At 71.8% G+C, this 15,293-nt stretch carries 17 protein-coding genes; 8 read left to right on the forward strand and 9 right to left on the reverse strand.

Features of this window, described 5'->3' with window-relative positions; genetic code table 11:
• Positions 1-8 precede the first annotated feature (8 nt).
• The 6 genes from mmsB to AB5J54_RS01790 all read right to left on the reverse strand — a co-directional run bounded on the left by mmsB (position 9) and on the right by AB5J54_RS01790 (position 7,405).
• Positions 9-1,229, reverse strand: a complete 1,221-nt coding sequence (gene mmsB, locus AB5J54_RS01765) for a multiple monosaccharide ABC transporter permease (RefSeq protein WP_369142068.1) — start codon at positions 1,227-1,229, stop codon at positions 9-11.
• A complete protein-coding gene (gene mmsA, locus AB5J54_RS01770) occupies positions 1,219-2,817 on the reverse strand; it encodes a multiple monosaccharide ABC transporter ATP-binding protein (protein ID WP_369142069.1) in 1,599 nt (532 codons plus the stop codon). Before mmsA ends, mmsB begins: the two co-directional genes overlap by 11 nt.
• Before the next feature lie 16 nt (positions 2,818-2,833).
• Positions 2,834-3,943 carry a multiple monosaccharide ABC transporter substrate-binding protein gene (gene chvE, locus AB5J54_RS01775; RefSeq protein ID WP_369142070.1) on the reverse strand — a complete coding sequence of 370 codons (1,110 nt, stop codon included), beginning with the start codon at positions 3,941-3,943 and terminating at the stop codon, positions 2,834-2,836.
• Positions 3,944-3,948: 5 nt separating this feature from the next.
• Entirely contained in the window at positions 3,949-4,932 is a 984-nt protein-coding gene (locus AB5J54_RS01780; protein WP_369142071.1) for a hypothetical protein, read from the reverse strand.
• Positions 4,933-5,237: 305 nt separating this feature from the next.
• Positions 5,238-6,245 carry a zinc-binding dehydrogenase gene (locus tag AB5J54_RS01785; protein WP_369142072.1) on the reverse strand — a complete coding sequence of 336 codons (1,008 nt, stop codon included), beginning with the start codon at positions 6,243-6,245 and terminating at the stop codon, positions 5,238-5,240.
• Positions 6,242-7,405: a mandelate racemase/muconate lactonizing enzyme family protein gene (locus tag AB5J54_RS01790; protein WP_369142073.1), complete on the reverse strand. Its 1,164-nt coding sequence runs from the start codon at positions 7,403-7,405 to the stop codon at positions 6,242-6,244. Before AB5J54_RS01790 ends, AB5J54_RS01785 begins: the two co-directional genes overlap by 4 nt.
• A gap of 266 nt (positions 7,406-7,671) precedes the next feature.
• On the opposite strand from AB5J54_RS01790, the gene AB5J54_RS01795 reads away from it, so the two are divergent.
• Positions 7,672-8,769 (forward strand): hypothetical protein, encoded by a 1,098-nt coding sequence (locus AB5J54_RS01795; protein WP_369142074.1) that lies wholly within the window; start codon positions 7,672-7,674, stop codon positions 8,767-8,769.
• A gap of 98 nt (positions 8,770-8,867) precedes the next feature.
• Here the strand turns inward: AB5J54_RS01795 and AB5J54_RS01800 are convergent, their stop codons facing one another.
• Entirely contained in the window at positions 8,868-9,320 is a 453-nt protein-coding gene (locus AB5J54_RS01800; protein WP_369142075.1) for a YbhB/YbcL family Raf kinase inhibitor-like protein, read from the reverse strand.
• Between the two features lie 109 nt (positions 9,321-9,429).
• Between AB5J54_RS01800 and AB5J54_RS01805 the strand changes: the two genes are divergently transcribed.
• Positions 9,430-9,963 carry a nucleoside-triphosphatase gene (locus tag AB5J54_RS01805; protein WP_369142076.1) on the forward strand — a complete coding sequence of 178 codons (534 nt, stop codon included), beginning with the start codon at positions 9,430-9,432 and terminating at the stop codon, positions 9,961-9,963.
• 81 nt (positions 9,964-10,044) lie between these two features.
• Here the strand turns inward: AB5J54_RS01805 and AB5J54_RS01810 are convergent, their stop codons facing one another.
• The gene (locus AB5J54_RS01810; protein ID WP_369142077.1) at positions 10,045-10,407 is read right to left on the reverse strand and encodes a nitroreductase family protein; all 363 of its coding nucleotides are present in this window, start codon (positions 10,405-10,407) and stop codon (positions 10,045-10,047) included.
• Positions 10,408-10,520: 113 nt separating this feature from the next.
• Between AB5J54_RS01810 and AB5J54_RS01815 the strand changes: the two genes are divergently transcribed.
• The 4 genes from AB5J54_RS01815 to AB5J54_RS01830 all read left to right on the forward strand — a co-directional run bounded on the left by AB5J54_RS01815 (position 10,521) and on the right by AB5J54_RS01830 (position 12,617).
• On the forward strand, positions 10,521-10,910 hold the full coding sequence (locus AB5J54_RS01815) for a helix-turn-helix domain-containing protein (protein ID WP_369142078.1): 390 nt from the start codon (positions 10,521-10,523) through the stop codon (positions 10,908-10,910).
• Complete coding sequence (locus tag AB5J54_RS01820; protein WP_369142079.1) at positions 10,817-11,059, forward strand: hypothetical protein; 243 nt, start codon at positions 10,817-10,819, stop codon at positions 11,057-11,059. The genes AB5J54_RS01815 and AB5J54_RS01820 overlap by 94 nt, the downstream gene beginning before the upstream one ends.
• A 115-nt stretch (positions 11,060-11,174) precedes the next feature.
• Positions 11,175-11,660: an NUDIX domain-containing protein gene (locus AB5J54_RS01825; RefSeq protein ID WP_369142080.1), complete on the forward strand. Its 486-nt coding sequence runs from the start codon at positions 11,175-11,177 to the stop codon at positions 11,658-11,660.
• A gap of 186 nt (positions 11,661-11,846) precedes the next feature.
• Positions 11,847-12,617, forward strand: coding sequence for a hypothetical protein (locus AB5J54_RS01830; protein WP_369142081.1), 771 nt, complete (start codon positions 11,847-11,849; stop codon positions 12,615-12,617).
• 211 nt (positions 12,618-12,828) lie between these two features.
• On the opposite strand, the gene AB5J54_RS01835 is transcribed toward AB5J54_RS01830, so the two are convergent.
• The gene (locus AB5J54_RS01835; protein ID WP_369142082.1) at positions 12,829-13,518 is read right to left on the reverse strand and encodes a TetR/AcrR family transcriptional regulator; all 690 of its coding nucleotides are present in this window, start codon (positions 13,516-13,518) and stop codon (positions 12,829-12,831) included.
• A gap of 109 nt (positions 13,519-13,627) precedes the next feature.
• Between AB5J54_RS01835 and AB5J54_RS01840 the strand changes: the two genes are divergently transcribed.
• Positions 13,628-14,275, forward strand: a complete 648-nt coding sequence (locus AB5J54_RS01840; protein WP_369142083.1) for a hypothetical protein — start codon at positions 13,628-13,630, stop codon at positions 14,273-14,275.
• Positions 14,272-15,231 carry an NAD-dependent epimerase/dehydratase family protein gene (locus AB5J54_RS01845; protein ID WP_369142084.1) on the forward strand — a complete coding sequence of 320 codons (960 nt, stop codon included), beginning with the start codon at positions 14,272-14,274 and terminating at the stop codon, positions 15,229-15,231. The genes AB5J54_RS01840 and AB5J54_RS01845 overlap by 4 nt, the downstream gene beginning before the upstream one ends.
• The last annotated feature ends 62 nt before the right edge of the window (positions 15,232-15,293 follow it).

Consider the following 15,293-nt stretch of genomic DNA (forward strand, 5'->3'; position numbering starts at 1 on the left):
GCAAGGGGTCAAGCGCCGACCCGGCGCTTGTTCCACACGTCGAAGCCGACCGCGGCGAGCAGCACCAGACCCTTGATGACCTGCTGCCAGTCGGTGCCGATGCCGACGAGGTTCATGCCGTTGTTCAGCACGCCGAGCACCAGTCCACCGATGATGGCTCCGAGGACCGTGCCGACGCCGCCGCTCATCGAAGCGCCTCCGATGAACGAGGCGGCGATGGCCTCCAGTTCGAAGTTGAGCCCGGCCTTCGGGGAGGCCGCGTTGAAGCGGGCCGCGAAGACCAGACCGGCGAGCGCCGCCAGCATGCCCATGTTGAGGAAGACCAGGAAGGTGACCTTCCGGTCCCGGACGCCGGACAGCTTCGCCGCCGGCAGGTTGCCGCCGATGGCGTACACATGGCGGCCGATGACCGCGTTGCGCATCAGGTAGCCGAAGCCGACCAGGAGCACGGCCAGGATCAGCAGCACCACCGGCGCGCCCTTGTAGCTGGCGAGCAGCATCGTGAAGACCAGGATCGAGGCGGTCAGCGCGCCGAGTTTCACCGCGAAGAGGCCGGCCGGCAGCACCTCCAGCGCGTACTCGCTCTGCCGGCGCCGGTCGCGTACCTCCTGGCGGATCACCACGGCGATCAGCACGAGGCCGAGCACCAGGGTCAGGTTGTGGTAGTTCGTGCTGGGCCCGACCTCGGGGAGGAAGCCGTTGGCCAGCTTCTGCAGGCTCTCGGGGAACGGGCCGAGGGTCTGGCCCTTGAGGAAGACCTCGGTCAGGCCCCGGAAGACCAGCATCCCGGCGAGGGTGACGATGAACGACGGCATCCCGGCGTACGCGATGAGCAGCCCCTGAGCTGCGCCCGCGACGGCGCCGATGGCCAGGCAGAGGAGGGCCGCGACCGGCCATGGCAGATCGTGCTGGACCATCAGCACGGCCGCCACGCCGCCCACGAACGCGGTGATCGAGCCGACCGACAGGTCGATGTGCCCGGCCACGATGACGATCATCATGCCGATCGCGAGGATCAGGATGTAGCTGTTCTGCAGCACCAGGTTGGACACGTTGCGCGGCAGCAGCAGGTCGCCGCCGGTCCACACCGCGAACAGCGCCACGATGACGCCGAGGGCGATCAGCATGCCGTACTGGCGCATGTTGCGGCGCATGCCGTCGAGCAGTGGCCGGGCGGTGCTCGCGGCCGGCCGGGTCACCGGCTTCGCGGTCGTGACGTCAGCGCTCATCGTCGTTCTCCCTCGTGTCTTCCTCGGTCATGTGGCGCGTGAGCACGTCCGTGGCTTCCTCGGTCATGTGGCGCATGAGCACGTCCTGCGTCGCCTCCGAGCGGGGCACCTCGCCGGTGAGCCGTCCCGCGGCCATGGTGTAGATCCGGTCGCACATGCCCAGCAGTTCGGGCAGTTCGGAGGAGATGATGACCACCGCCTTGCCCTCGGCGGCCAGCCGGTCGATCACCGTGTAGATCTCGTACTTGGCGCCGACGTCGATGCCCCGGGTCGGCTCGTCGAGGATCAGCACGTCCGGACCGGCGAAGATCCACTTGCTGAGGACGACCTTCTGCTGGTTGCCGCCGGACAGCCGGCCCACCGGCTCGAACACCGTCGGTGCCTTGATGTTCATGGAGGTGCGGAACTCCTCGGCGACCCGCCGTTCCTCGTGGGCGTCGACGACACCCCGCCGGGCGACCTTGGCGAGGGCGCTCAGGGAGATGTTCCGGCCGATGGTGTCCAGGAGGTTGAGCCCGTAGTGCTTGCGGTCCTCGGTGACGTACGCGATGCCGTGCGCGACCGCCTCCGGGACGGTACGGGTACGGATCTCGCGCCCGTCCTTGAGGACCGTGCCGCCCGCGTACCGGCCGTACGAGCGCCCGAAGACGCTCATCGCGAGCTCGGTGCGTCCGGCGCCCATGAGGCCGGCGATCCCGACGATCTCGCCGCGCCGGGCGGACAGGGTGACGCCGTCGACGACCTTGCGCTGCTGGTCGATCGGGTGGCGGACGGTCCAGTCGCGGATCTCCAGGGCCGGGTGCGGGCCGGACTCCCCGGTGTACGGGGTGCGGTCGGGGAACCGGTGGTCGAGGTCCCGGCCGATCATGCCGCTGATGATCCGGTCCTCGTCGGTGGCCGGGTCGGCGACGTCCAGGGTCTCGACGGTCCGGCCGTCGCGCAGGATCGTCACCGAGTCGGCCACCCGCCGGATCTCGCCCAGCTTGTGCGAGATGATGATCGAGGTGACGCCCTGGTCCTTCAGATCCAGGATCAGGTCGAGGAGTTGATTGCTGTCCTCGTCGTTGAGCGCGGCGGTCGGCTCGTCCAGGACGAGCAGCTTCACCTCCTTCGCGAGCGCCTTCGCGATCTCCACGAGCTGCTGCTTGCCGACGCCGATGTCCGCGACGCGGGTCCCCGGGTGCTCGTCGAGGCCGACCCTGCGCATCAGCCGGGCCGCCTCCTTCAGCGTCTCGTTCCAGCTGACGATCCCGCGCGTCGCCCGTTCGTTGCCGAGGAAGATGTTCTCGGCGATGGACAGGTACGGCACGAGCGCCAGTTCCTGGTGGATGATCACGATGCCGTGCCGCTCGCTCGCCCGGATGTCGCGGAAGCGGCAGGCGGCACCCTCGAAGAGGATCTCCCCCTCGTAACTGCCGTGCGGGTGAACGCCGGAGAGGACCTTCATCAGGGTCGACTTGCCGGCGCCGTTCTCGCCGCAGAGGGCGTGGACCTCGCCCCGGCGGACCGTCAGCACGACGTCCGACAGCGCCCGGACTCCGGGGAAGGCCTTGCCGATCGAACGCATCTCCAGGACGGGTCCGTTCATGGTCGCCTCCTCCCGGCTACTTCAGGTCCGCGGCGGTGTAGTAGCCACCGCCGACCAGCACCTGCTCGTAGTTGCTCTTGTCGACGCTCACCGGCTGGAGCAGGTAGGCGGGCACGACCTTGCTGCCGTTGTCGTACGTCTTGTCGTCGTTGACCTCGGGCTTCTTGTCGTGCAGCACCGCGTCCACCATGTTCGCGGCGACCTTCGCGAGCTCCCGGAGGTCCTTGAAGACGGTCTGGGTCTGCTCGCCCGCGGCGATCGACTTCACCGAGGCGAGCTCGGCGTCCTGGCCGGTGACCACCGGCAGCGGCTTGGCCTTCGATCCGTAGTCGTCGGACTTGAGAGCGGAGAGGATGCCGATGGAGATGCCGTCGTACGGCGAGAGCACCGCGTCGACCCGCTCGGTCTTGTACGCGGACGTGAGGATGTCGTCCATGCGCTTCTGCGCGGTGCCACCGTCCCAGCGCAGGGTGGTGACCTGGTTGAGGGCCGTCTGGCCCGAGCCGACCACGAGTTGCTTCTTCTCGATGTAGGGGTTCAGCACGCTCATCGCGCCGCCGAAGAAGTACTTGGTGTTGTTGTCGTCGTTGGAGCCGGCGAACAGCTCGATGCGGAAGGGGCCCTTCTTCGAGCCGTCCTTGAGGCCGAGCTTCTCGACGATGTACGAGGCCTGGAGCTGTCCGACCTTCTCGTTGTCGAAGGAGGCGTAGTAGTCGACGTTCTTCGAGCCGAGGATCAGCCGGTCGTAGGCGATGACCGGGATGTGCGCGTCGGCGGCCTGCTGGAGGACGTTGTTCAGGGACTTGTTGTCGATGGCGGCGATGACGAGGGCCTTCACGCCCTGCGTGATCAGGTTCTCGATCTGGGCGACCTGCTGGTCCGGGTCGTCCTCGCCGAAGACCAGCTTGGTCTTGTACCCCTTCGCCTCCAGGTTCTTGACGACGTTCTTGCCGTCGGCGATCCACCGCTCGGAGGACTGGGTCGGCATCGCGATGCCGATGGTGGCACCCTCGGCACCGGCCGAGGTGTCCTTGCCTCCGCCCTCGGCGCTCTGCCCGCAGGCGGCGAGCACGAGGGAGGCGGTCAGGGCCAGGGCGCCGGTCACGGCGGCTCTGCGGTTGGGCATGGTCATCAGTCCTCGTTCTTCTCGTCGTTGAGATCGAAGCGATTCAGGAGCCCCGGCAGCCGGGAGCCGAGCGGCGCCATCGCGCCGTCCGCGCCGTGCCGGGCGAGCAGGTCGAGAGCGAGGCGGCCGCGCCGCACCCGCTCCCGGGCGGTGTCGAGGGCGAGGGTCCGCAGATGGGTGCCGTACGGATAGATCCCGGGCGCCTTCGAGAGGCCGAACTTCAGATAGATCGGTGCGCCGCGCCTGATCAGCTCGGCGACCTCGTACATCCGCACATAGCCGCCGAGGTCGTCGGGGGCCTCGATGTACATGTCCATGGGGGCGGCGGACACCCGCCGGATACCGGTGAGGTGATCGAGCGTCAGATCGCTCGGCACGTTGATCGAGTCGGCGCCGAGCCGCTCGTACACCGCGTACGAGGCGGGGTTGACCGGACCGATCAGCGCGGAGACCTTGAGCGTGGTATCGGCCGGGATGACACCCAGGCTCCGGGCCCGGTGCAGCGTCCACAGCACGCCCTCGTCGGCGACGAGCAGGCACTTCACGCCCAACTCCGTGGCGCGTACGGCGTCTTCGACGCACCCGGCGACGGCGTCGTGGCCGCGCGCCCGCAGTCCGGCCCCCCGCGAGTCGGTGCGCACGGAGCCACCGATGTCCCAGGTGCCGCGCGGGCCGGTGAACAGGCAGAGCTCGATGGCGCGTTCGTCGGTGACGGCGACCATCTCGGTGATCTCCGCGTCGGTCAGCATCCACACGCCGCTGCCCTGGCTGATCCGGTGCACCGGCACGTCGAGCCGGTCGGCCTCCTCCAGGACCACGGCAAGCGCCTCGGGCCCCTCGCAGGACGGGATCTCGGTGCGCCAGCGGCCCCCGCCGGGGAAGGAATGCGGCGAGGCGTCGGCGGGGTCAGGGGCGGGCGCGCCCAGGCCGAGCGCGGCGAGCGCCTGCTCGGCGGGCCGGCGGGCGGTCGGGGCGGAGGTGTCGGTCACAAGCTGTCCTTCGCGTTCGAAATTTCGGACATGGTTCGGAGCTGAGGGCGTGAGCGGGCCAGGGCGGCGCGCTGCCGGGCCGAGGCCGCTCGGGGCCGTGGTCTACGGCCGGCGGTGTGCGGTGTTGATGCATGGCCTACGGCCTACGGATTCGCGGTCTGCGGGCCGCCGGCTGCGGGTCCGCGGGCTGCGGTCCGCGGGCTGCTGTCCGCGGTGCGGTCCGTCGGGCTGCTGTCTGCGGTGCGGTCCGTCGGGCTGCTGTCTGCGGTCTGCGGTTCACGGCCTTCGTCTCACCCGCCTGCGGTTCACGGCCGCAGCAGCACCTTGCCGACCTTCGGGTCGCCGGCCCCCACGAGCGCCATGGCCTGCCCGAACTCGGACAGCGGCAGCTCGTGCGTGACCAGCGGCAGCGGGTCGAGCAGCCCGGCCGCGAACAGGCGCGTGGCGTGCGCCCAGGCGGCCGGCGGGGCGCCGAACACGGTGTGCACGGTCAGCTGCCGGACGACCAGGCCCGTGGGGTCGAGCCCCTCGGCGCCGGGCGCCGGGATACCGGTCAGGACCAGGCGCCCGCCGCGCCGCAGCAGACCGGCGGCGGTGCGGGCGGCGTCGGCGGAGCCGGCGGCCTCGATCACCACGTCGAGGTCGTCCGGGAGCTCCTGGTCACGGGTGCGGAACTCGGTGGCGCCGAGCCTCCGGGCGAGCTGCTCCCGCTCGGCCCCCACGCCGACGACGAGCAGCCGTGCGGGGGAGGCCGCCGCGAGGAACCGCACCGCGAGCAGGCCGAGGGTGCCGGTACCGACCACCGCGACCCGCTCACCGGGCCGGGCGCCCGCCCCGAGCACCGCCGCCGCCACGCAGGCCGCCGGCTCCAGGAGGGCGGCCGCGGTCAGGTCGGCGTCGTCCGGCAGGACGTGCAGCAGCCGGGCCGGGAGGGTGAGGGTGGGGGCCATGGCGCCGGGCAGGGTGAAGCCGGTCTCCTCGTACCCGGCGGTGCACAGGGTCGTCTCGCCCGCGTGGCAGCGGTCGCAGACCTGACAGTTCCGGAAGCCCTCCCCCACCACCTTGCGTCCGGCCAGTGTCCCGGGCACGCCCGCGCCGACCCGCTCGACGGTCCCGGACCATTCGTGGCCGGGGACCAGCGGGTAGCGGACGTAGCCCTCCGGTCGGCTGCCCTGGTAGACCTCGCGGTCGCTTCCGCACACGCCGACCGCGTGCACGGCCACGAGCGCCTCGCCGGGGCCGGGCTCGCGCGGTACGTGCGGGACGAGCCGGTACGCGCCCGGCGCGTCGACGACGAGGGCCTCGCCGCTCACCGGGTCTCCCGGGGCCGGCGCTGCTCCCAGCCCTCGGACCAGAGATCGAACCGGGCCTGCTGCTGCGGGAACTCGGCGACCGCGTCGACGTCGAGCTCGACGCCCAGGCCGGGCGCCTCGGAGAGGTGGAAGCAGCCCGTCTCCGGGTCCACCTGCGGCGCGCCCTTGACCACCTTCTTGATCTCGGCGTCCGCGAAGTCGTTGAAGTGTTCCAGGACCTTGAAGTTCGGGGTGGTGAAGCCCACTTGGAGGGAGGCGGCGGTGAGGACCGGGCCGCCGACGTTGTGCGGCGCGACCATCATGTAGTGGGTCTCGGCCGTGGCGGCGAGCTTGCGGGTCTCCCAGATGCCGCCGATGTGGCCGACGTCCGGCTGGAGGATGTCCGCGGCCTGGCTCTCGAACAGCTCGCGGAACTCGATCCGGTCGTGGATCCGCTCGCCGGTGGCGATCGGCATGTCCACCTTGTCGGCGACCTTCTTCAGGGCCTTGAGGTTCTCCGGCGGTACCGGCTCCTCCAACCAGGCCGGCCGGAAGGGCGCGAGTTCGTGGGCCAGGCGCACCGCGGTGGCGGGAGAGAAGCGGCCGTGCATCTCCAGCATCAGTTCGGCGTCGGGGCCGATGGCGTCCCGCACCGCCTCGACGAGCGAGACCGCGTACCGGCTCTCGGCGTGGCCGAGCTCGTAGTGGCCGTTGCCGAAGGGGTCGATCTTCAGCGCCCGGTAGCCGCGCTCGACCACTCCGCGGGCGGCCTTGTGGTACGCCTCCGGAGTGCGCTCGGTCGTGTACCAACCGTTCGCGTAGGCCTTCACCCGGTCGGTGACCTTTCCGCCGAGCAGCTGCCAGACCGGGACGCCGAGGGCCTTGCCCTTGATGTCCCAGCAGGCCATCTCCACGACCGCGATGCCGGACATCACGATCTCCCCGGCCCGGCCGTAGTCGCCGTACTTCATGCGCCGTACGAGATCCTCGACGGCGAACGGGTCCGAGCCGCGGACGTGGTTGACCTCGGCCTCGCGCAGATAGCCGAGGAGCGCGTCGGTGTGCCCCAGCATCCGGGTCTCGCCGACGCCGGTGAGTCCCTCGTCGGTGTGGACCTGGACATAGGTCAGATTGCGCCAAGGCGTTCCGACGACGTGTGTGCTGATTCCCGTGATCCGCACGGCGGTTGACTCCCTGCTGTTCGAGATTTCGTCATGCGTTCGAAATTCTGGCGTGACAGTAGGGAGGCCGGACGGGGGCCGTCAAGAGGTCGTACGGGACCGGTGTACGGGCGACCGGCGCAGGCGGGTCCGGGCACCCGAGGCGGTCACCGTCACCCCGTACGGCGCCCCGAGGCAGTCGGCCGCGCTCATCGGGCTCCGTCGCCCTCTCGGGCAGGCATCATCGAAGGTGGGGAGACCATCGGCACCGTCGACGAGGAGTGGCGATGAGGCTGTCGTTCCTTGAGCCCCTCTACGCAGAGCCGGGCCCGTACGTCTCCGTCTACCTGGACACCTCCCGGAACGTCGAGCATCCCGAGCGGGCGATCGCCCTGCGCTGGCGGCGGCTGCGCGAGAGCCTGGCCCGCCAGGGCGCGGACCGGGGGCTGCTGAACGTACTGGAAGAGGCGGTCGGCACCGACACCGAGGTCCCCGGCGTGCACGGGCAGACCCTCTTCGCCGCCCACGGCACGCTGGTCCTGAACGGGGAGCTGCCCTGGCCGCCCGAGCACGATTCCGCGCGCTACAGCACCCTGCCGGACGCGATGCCCCTCGTCACCCAGCACGTTCCGGAGATCCCCTACCTGGCTGTGGTCGTCCACTACGGCGGCCTGCCGACCGCCGAGACCCATGGCTGGGTGACGCTCGAGGCGGAGACCGGCACCTGGCCCGTGTCCACCGTCACCCCGGGTGAGCGCCTGCATCGCAGGGTCGCCGTGGCGACCTGGCACCGCACGGCCCTCCGGCTCGGGCACCGGCTGGACGAGCGGGCGCGGCGCGCCCATGCCGACGCGGTCGTCGTGGGCGGCGACGAGTGGGCGTGCAACGTACTGATCCGCCGTCTGCCGCACACCCTTCGGGAGAAGGTCGTGCGCGTGGGCGGCCGGACTCCCACCGACACCGGACGCGCCCTGCTCGAGCCGCAGCTCGACGGCGTCTTCCGCGGCCACATGGCCGCGCACGACCGGGAGCTCGTCGACATCTTCATCGGCCGCCGCGCCCTGGCCGGACCCATGACGGAAGGGCTGGCCGCCACCGTGGCCGCTCTCCAGCGCGGCCAGGTGTCGGCACTGCTCCTGAACCGCCGGCCCGCGTCCTCGCTGCGGCTCTGGACGGGCTCGCAGCCCACTCAGCTGGCCCTCGGCGAGGCGGAGCTGATCTCCTTCGGCGTGCGGGCCCCGCGTGAGGAACGCGCCGACGAGGCCCTGGTCAGGGCCCTCGTCGGCACTGGTGCCGAACTGGTCGTCGTACCGGAGGGCGAACTGGGACTGGAGGAGGGTGTGGGCGCCCTGCTGCGGTACACCGACCCCGGAACCCCGTCATGACGCCGACGTACGGATGACCTCCCAGGTCCTGGAGGCACCGCGGGAGCCGCTGCCAGTGGATGGGCACCCACGGCCACGACCAGCGATGGGGGGACGAGCTAGCGCTGATAGGTCCCGACCAGAGTGCCCGAGGCGAGCTCCCTGCCCTTCAGGGCACGGTGCACGTCCTCGACGCCCGGGTGTTCGTGCAGCGGCAGCGGCTCGGACAGGGCGTACAGGCGGAAGAAGTAGCGATGCTGCCCGTGTCCCGGTGGCGGCATCGGCCCTCCCCAGCCGGCCCGCCCGAATCCATTGGGCCAGGCCCGCCCGCCCTGGGGCGTCTGCCCCTCGGCCACCCCCGTGGTTCCCGGGTCGATGCCGGTCACGAGCCAGTGCAGGAAGGTCGTCCCCGGCGCGTCCGGGTCCTCGCAGAGGAGCACCAGCTCCGTCGCCTCATGGGGCACCCCCGACCAGGTCAGGGGCGGTGAAAGGTTCTCTCCCTCCCCGCTGTGGCGACGGGGGATCACCGTTCTGTCGTCGAACGCGGTGCTGCTGAGTTCAATTCCGCTCATGCGCGCCGCCATACCCGCGGGCGACGGCGCCGGCACCGATCCGGACCGAAACCCCCCTTTCGGCCGAGCACACCCTGCCCCCTCCCGCAGCAGGGGTGAAAATGACGGTGTGCCGACAAGGATCCTGCTGGAGGGACGCCCCGGCTCGGGCAAGACCACCGCCCTCCGTCGACTGGCCGCGCTGCTGCCCACCCGCCCGGCCACCGGCTTCACCACCGAGGAGATCCGCCAATCCGGAGCCCGGGTCGGCTTCGCCCTGGAGACGCTGGAGGGCCGGCGCGCGGTGCTCGCCCATGTCGACCTTCCCGGTCCGCCGCGGGTCGGGAAGTACGGCGTCGACCTGAGCGTCATGGAACGCCTGGCACTGCCGGCGCTGCGGCCGACGGAGTCGGGGGCGCGGCTGGTGCTCATCGACGAACTGGGGCGGATGGAACTGGCCTGTCCTGCGTTCCGGGACGCGGTCGATGCCCTGTTCGTGGCAGAGGTCGATGTCGTGGCCACGGTCCATGTGCACCGCGATCCCTTCACCGACGCCCTCAGACGACGTGCCGACATCGAGGTCGTCCCTCTCACCGCGGCAAACCGGGACGCCCTGCCCGGGGAGCTGGCGACCCGCCTGCGCCAGCGCCGAGCCGACCGGTGAGACACCCGGCGTGCGTGCTCACGGCTGGCGGCCCACAGTCCGGACCGCCGCCCTGGAGACCGTACGGTCGCCGTGCACCCCTCACCACTGGTCCCAGTGCAGGACCTGGTCGCGCGGAATCCGCCGGGCGGGGCGGAAGTCGGTGCCTACCGTGTACGCGACCGGGATGAAGGCCGCCTGCATGACCTCCGCGTACGGGATGCCGAGCACGTCTGCGAACTCCCGCTCCAACGGCAGGTTCCCGGTCGTCCACACGGTGCCGAGACCGCGCTCACGGGCGGCCGGCATGAAGCTCCACGCGGCGGGCAGGATCGACCCCCAGGTGCCGGCCTGGTGGGTGACGGAGAGGCCCTCGGTGCGACCTTCGACGCAGGGGATCACGTAGGCGGGCACCTCGTGCAGATGCCGGTACAGGTGCTCGACGCCCGTGTACACCCGCTCCATCACACCCGGCGCCGAGACCGAGCTTCATGCGTTGAGCCTCGTACGGCCCGTACGAGACCGGGAAGTCCGGGCTTTCACTGAGTGGAATCCGACAAGGAGACAGGGGCGGGGACTTGGGCGAGAGCGTGGCCGGACGGCTCTTCTCGGCGCTCGACGCTTTCGAGGGCGGCGGCCCGGCTGCCTTGCGCCTCACCGACATCGCGGCCCGCACGGGGCTCCCGGCGCCGACGGCGCTGCGTCTGCTGCGGGAGCTGGTGGCCTGGGGCGGTCTGGAACGCGGCGCTGACGGCACGTACCGGCTGGGGATCCGGCTGCGGGTGCTCGGCGCGGCGGCACCCTGCCCGCGCGGCCTCCTCGACGCGGCGCTCCCGGCGCTGCGGGCCTTGAGCGCCCGGACACCCGGCACACGGTGGTCTCCCCGGGCTTTCTCGCCGGCCGGCTCGCTCGGACCCGGGCAGCCGGTCTCGCGGCCTGTGCGGAGGAGTTCCGGTGGGGTGAGGTGACGGTGGCGGCTCCTGTGCGGGGCCCGGCGGGGACGGTCGCCGCACTGGGCGTGACCGTCCCCACCGGCGTTCCCCTGGAACGGGTGACGGCTGCGGTCCGCGCGGCGGCCGGGCGTGTACGGCCTCCGGAGCCGTCGCCGTCATCATGAGACCTGTTGCGAAGGCCGATCTCGGGGACATGAGGGTTCCCGCGTACCGGCTTTCGTGCAGTGCAGTGCAGAGCAGAGCACTGCCGTGTCGTGCATACGGGAGGGGGAGGGAAGCGTGGACGCTCATGTACGGACCCGCGTCTCGGTCTACGCGATCGCGGTGGAGGACGACCGGCTGCTGTTGATTCGGTTGTCGGAGGCCTCGCCCGTGTTCGCACCAGGGCTCTGGCACCTGCCAGGCGGTGGAATCGACCCGGGCGAACAGCCCGTGGCGGCCCTGGCCCGTGAACTCCTTGAGGAGACAGGACTTGAACTCACCGACGCCCGCCTGCTCGACGCGCGGACCTACGCGGCCCGGCGCCACGGGGTGAGCTGGAGCCTCACGGCCCTGTTCTACGCCGTTTCCCTCAAGGGCGGGCCGCCGGCGGTGACCGAGATCGACGGCTCCACCGACGCGGCGGCGTGGATCCCCCTGGCCGACCTGGGGGACGACGCCCTGCTGTCACCGCCGGCCGCCGACGCCCTCCGCATCCTTGAGAAGGTCGAAGTCCCCGGTCTCATGGGCTGGTTGAGGGATGCGATCCGCACAGCCGACGTGTAACCGACGACCTGCGACGTGAGCGTGGATTCGACCGGCCGCCCCGCGCTCCGGAGGCCCACGGCGCGCTCGTGATCACCGCCCGGCCCGAGCAGGAACCCGCCACCCCGTCCGCTCGTCATGTCCATGGGGGGGTCGCCAAAGACCCACCGCTCTTTCGCTCTTCACCACCCAGGTCCGAGGAGATCCATGGTCGACACCGTCAACTCACTGGCCGCCCGCCTTCACGAAGTGATGGTCGAGTTCCTGACCAAGGGCCCCGCCGCGGCGGGTACCGCGGGTTTCCACGACGTCGTCGCGCGCGCCACGGCGCTCGGACCCGACGGCACGTGGCTCGTCGCCGCGGGCCACGCGAGCCTCGGCAGCCTGGCGGGCGCACACGGACAGACGGAGCAGGCCATCTTCCATCTCGACGCCGCGGTGACAGCCGGCTACAACGACTGCGTGGCGCTCCACGTCGCCCACCTGCGCCCGCTGCATCACGATCGCCGCTTCCAGGCTCTGTACGGGCGGATGCGCATCACCCAGGCGGACCTCGACGAGTTCCGCTGGCTGCACCAGGAGATGCAGATCATGTCGCAGGACGCCCAGCAGGCGGCCGTCGACAACATCGGGCGCCTCGACACCGGGGTGTCGCCGCTCCCCCAGGCCCCCCTGCCGACCCGTGAACCCAACACCGTCGGCGTCCTGATCACCCGCATCGAGCTCGCCGCGGTCCAGACGGGACTCCAACGGGTCGTCATGAAGAACGAGTTCCAGCGCAGCGCCGGCAACACCAGCCTCAGTCTCATCGACGACACGTGGGACTACGCCCGCGCCAGGCGCGACGCATGGGACGCCGACGAACTGGACACCCGGCGCCTGCGGGCCGCCGAAGCCCGGGCTTTCGTCGCACGGCCCGGCGCCGGCACCACGCTCACCGCCTGCCCGCCGCTGGGCTCGATCACGTACCCGAGCTGAGGAAGGCCGCACCGGCGCGGTGGCCTGGTGGGACCACCGACCGAGGAGACGCGTCGTCGTCCCGGTCGGCGACCGCCACCGCGGCCCGAGGCGGTAGGCGGAAGGCGGTGGGCGGAAGACGGTGGGCGGAAGGCGGTAGTCGGCAGGCGGCAGGCGGTGGACCCAGCCGTGCGGACTCGGCACGCTCGTGCCAGTACGCCGGGAAGGAACGTCAGCCTTTCGCCCTCCCCGCGATGCCGTCCAGGACCCGGTCGAGTCCCCACGCGTACTGCTCGTCGGAGACGTACTGGGCGATCGTGTCCGCCGCTTCGGCCGTACGGGGGTAACGGTCGGCGGGGACGGCACGGAGCTGCTCCCGGCGGTTCGCCACCCGCTCGTCGAGGGGCGGGGGCGGCGCGGGTGAGGTGAGTTCGGCGGCTTCCAGGGCGATCGCCCCGAGGACCTGGACGATCAGCAGGTACGAGGCGCGTGCCGCGTCCGCCGGATCGAGGCCGGCGTCCGCGAGGACCATGAGGAGGGCTTCGCCGAGCGCGAGGGCGTGAGGGCCGTCCATCGGGCCGGAGAGCAGCAGGTTGACCGCGCCCGGGTGGGCGAGCAGTCGGTGCCGCAGGTCGGCGGCGAGCGTGTGGATGCGGTCCCGCCAGGGGGTGTCCCGGGCGGTGAGGGCCGCGAGGTCCGTCTCGCCGAGCAGGCGCTCGACGACGGCGCCGACCACTGCGGCGCGGTCCGGGAAGTACGTGTAGACGGCGTTCGGCGCGAGTCCCAGCTCGGCGGCGATGCCCCGGATGCTCACCGCGTCGGCGCCGCGGGCGCCGAGCAGCCGTATGGCCGCCGCGACCACCTCGTCCTCGCCTACCGCCCTCTTCCGGCCCCGCTTCGCCGGCGGCGTGTCCTGTGCCATCCGTACGCCTCCTCGCTCGTCCTGCCTCGTCCTGACTCGAAACCTTGACGAGTCATTTTTGCACGGCGTACATTAATTGCACAGCGTACAGAAATTGGAGGTGTTCCCGATGCGTGCTTTCATGCGGGCTCCCCTGCGTGCCCCCCTGCGTGCCCCTCTGCGTGTCTCGGTACGCGGCCCCAGACGCCCCGCTCTGCTCGTCTGGGGCCGATGGACGGCCGGTTTCCTCGCGTTCCCGATCGGCGGACTCGCCGGCCGCGCGGCGGCCGGTCCGGTCGACGACGCGATGAGCGCCCTGGTGGGCGGGGTCGTGACCGGGGCGGTGATCGGCGCCGGGCAGGCACTTCTCTCCTCCGGCCGACTGAGCCCGCCGCGCTGGGCCGCGGCCACCGCGGCCGGCAGCGGGCTCGGGCTCCTGCTCGGTGCCGCCCTGGTCGGCCATCGGACCGATCTCGGTTCACTGGCGCTCATGGGCGCCGTCGAGGGCGTCCTGCTCGGCGTGGCCCAGGCCTGCGCCCTGCCGCGCACCGCCCGCCTGCCGTGGCTCTGGGCCGTGGCCATGCCGGCCCTGTGGGCGGCGGGCTGGACGGTCACCACGCTCGCCGGTGTCGGCGTGGACGCGCGGTTCACCGTCTTCGGCGCCACCGGCGCGCTCACCTTCTCCGCCCTCTCCGGCATCCTGCTCCACCGACTCCTGCCCGCCACCGCCCCCGGCCGGACCACCGGCTCGGACGCTCTCCGCGAGGTCGACGCATGAAGCACACCACCACCCCCCGTCACGTGATCTTCGGCTCCGGCGCCGTGGGCACGGCCGTCGCCGAGTCCCTGGTACGCCGAGGGGAGTCCGTCCGCGTCGTCAACCGGTCCGGCCGCGCGGACCTCCCGGACGGCGTCGAGGTGGTCGCGGGCGACGCGGCCGACCCCGCGTTCACCACCGCCGTCGCGGCCGGCGCGGCCGTCGTCTACCAGGCGCTCAACCCGCCGTACCACCGCTGGCAGCAGGAGTTCCCGACGCTGCAGGCCGGGGTGCTCGCCGCGGCCGAGGCCGCCGGAGCCCGGATGGTCTCGATGGACAACGTCTACAGCTACGGTGCGCCCGGGGGCCGCCCGTTCACCGAGGAGACCCCCGACGCGGCCACCACCCGCAAGGGCCGGCTCCGGGGGCGGATGGCCCAGGACCTGCTCGCCGCGCACGAGGCCGGGCGCGTGGAGGTCGCGATCGGCCGCGCCTCCGACTACTTCGGGCCGCGCGGCGGCGCCCAGTCCAACCTCGGCGACCTGGTCTTCCCGGCCCTCCTCGCCGGGCGCACCGCGACCGTGCTCGGCGATCCGGACCAGCCCCACACGTACACCTTCATCCCCGACATCGGGGAGGCGCTCGCCCTCCTGGGCCTCCACCCCGACGCCCCGGGCCGCATCTGGCACCTCCCCAACGACCCGCACACCCGCACCACCCGCGAGCTCGTCGACCTGGCCCACCACGCCACCGGCCGCCCCGGCACCGCCCGGCTGCGCCGGATGCCGACGTTCGCGCTGTACGCGATGGGCGCGGTCAACCGCACGGTGCGCGAACTCATCGAGATGCAGTACGAGTTCGCCGAGCCGTTCGTCGTCGACTCCAGCCTCGTCCGGGACCGGCTCGGCGCCGTCGCCACCCCGGTCGAGGAGGCGCTGGAGCGGACGGTGGCGGCCTACCGCGCCCGCGCGAAGTGAGCGAGTCACCGGCGTGGCGCCCGGGGCCGCTGAGCACACAACTTCGCTGTCAGCGCCGCCGT

Source organism: Streptomyces sp. R44, assembly GCF_041053105.1.
GTDB lineage: Bacteria > Actinomycetota > Actinomycetes > Streptomycetales > Streptomycetaceae > Streptomyces.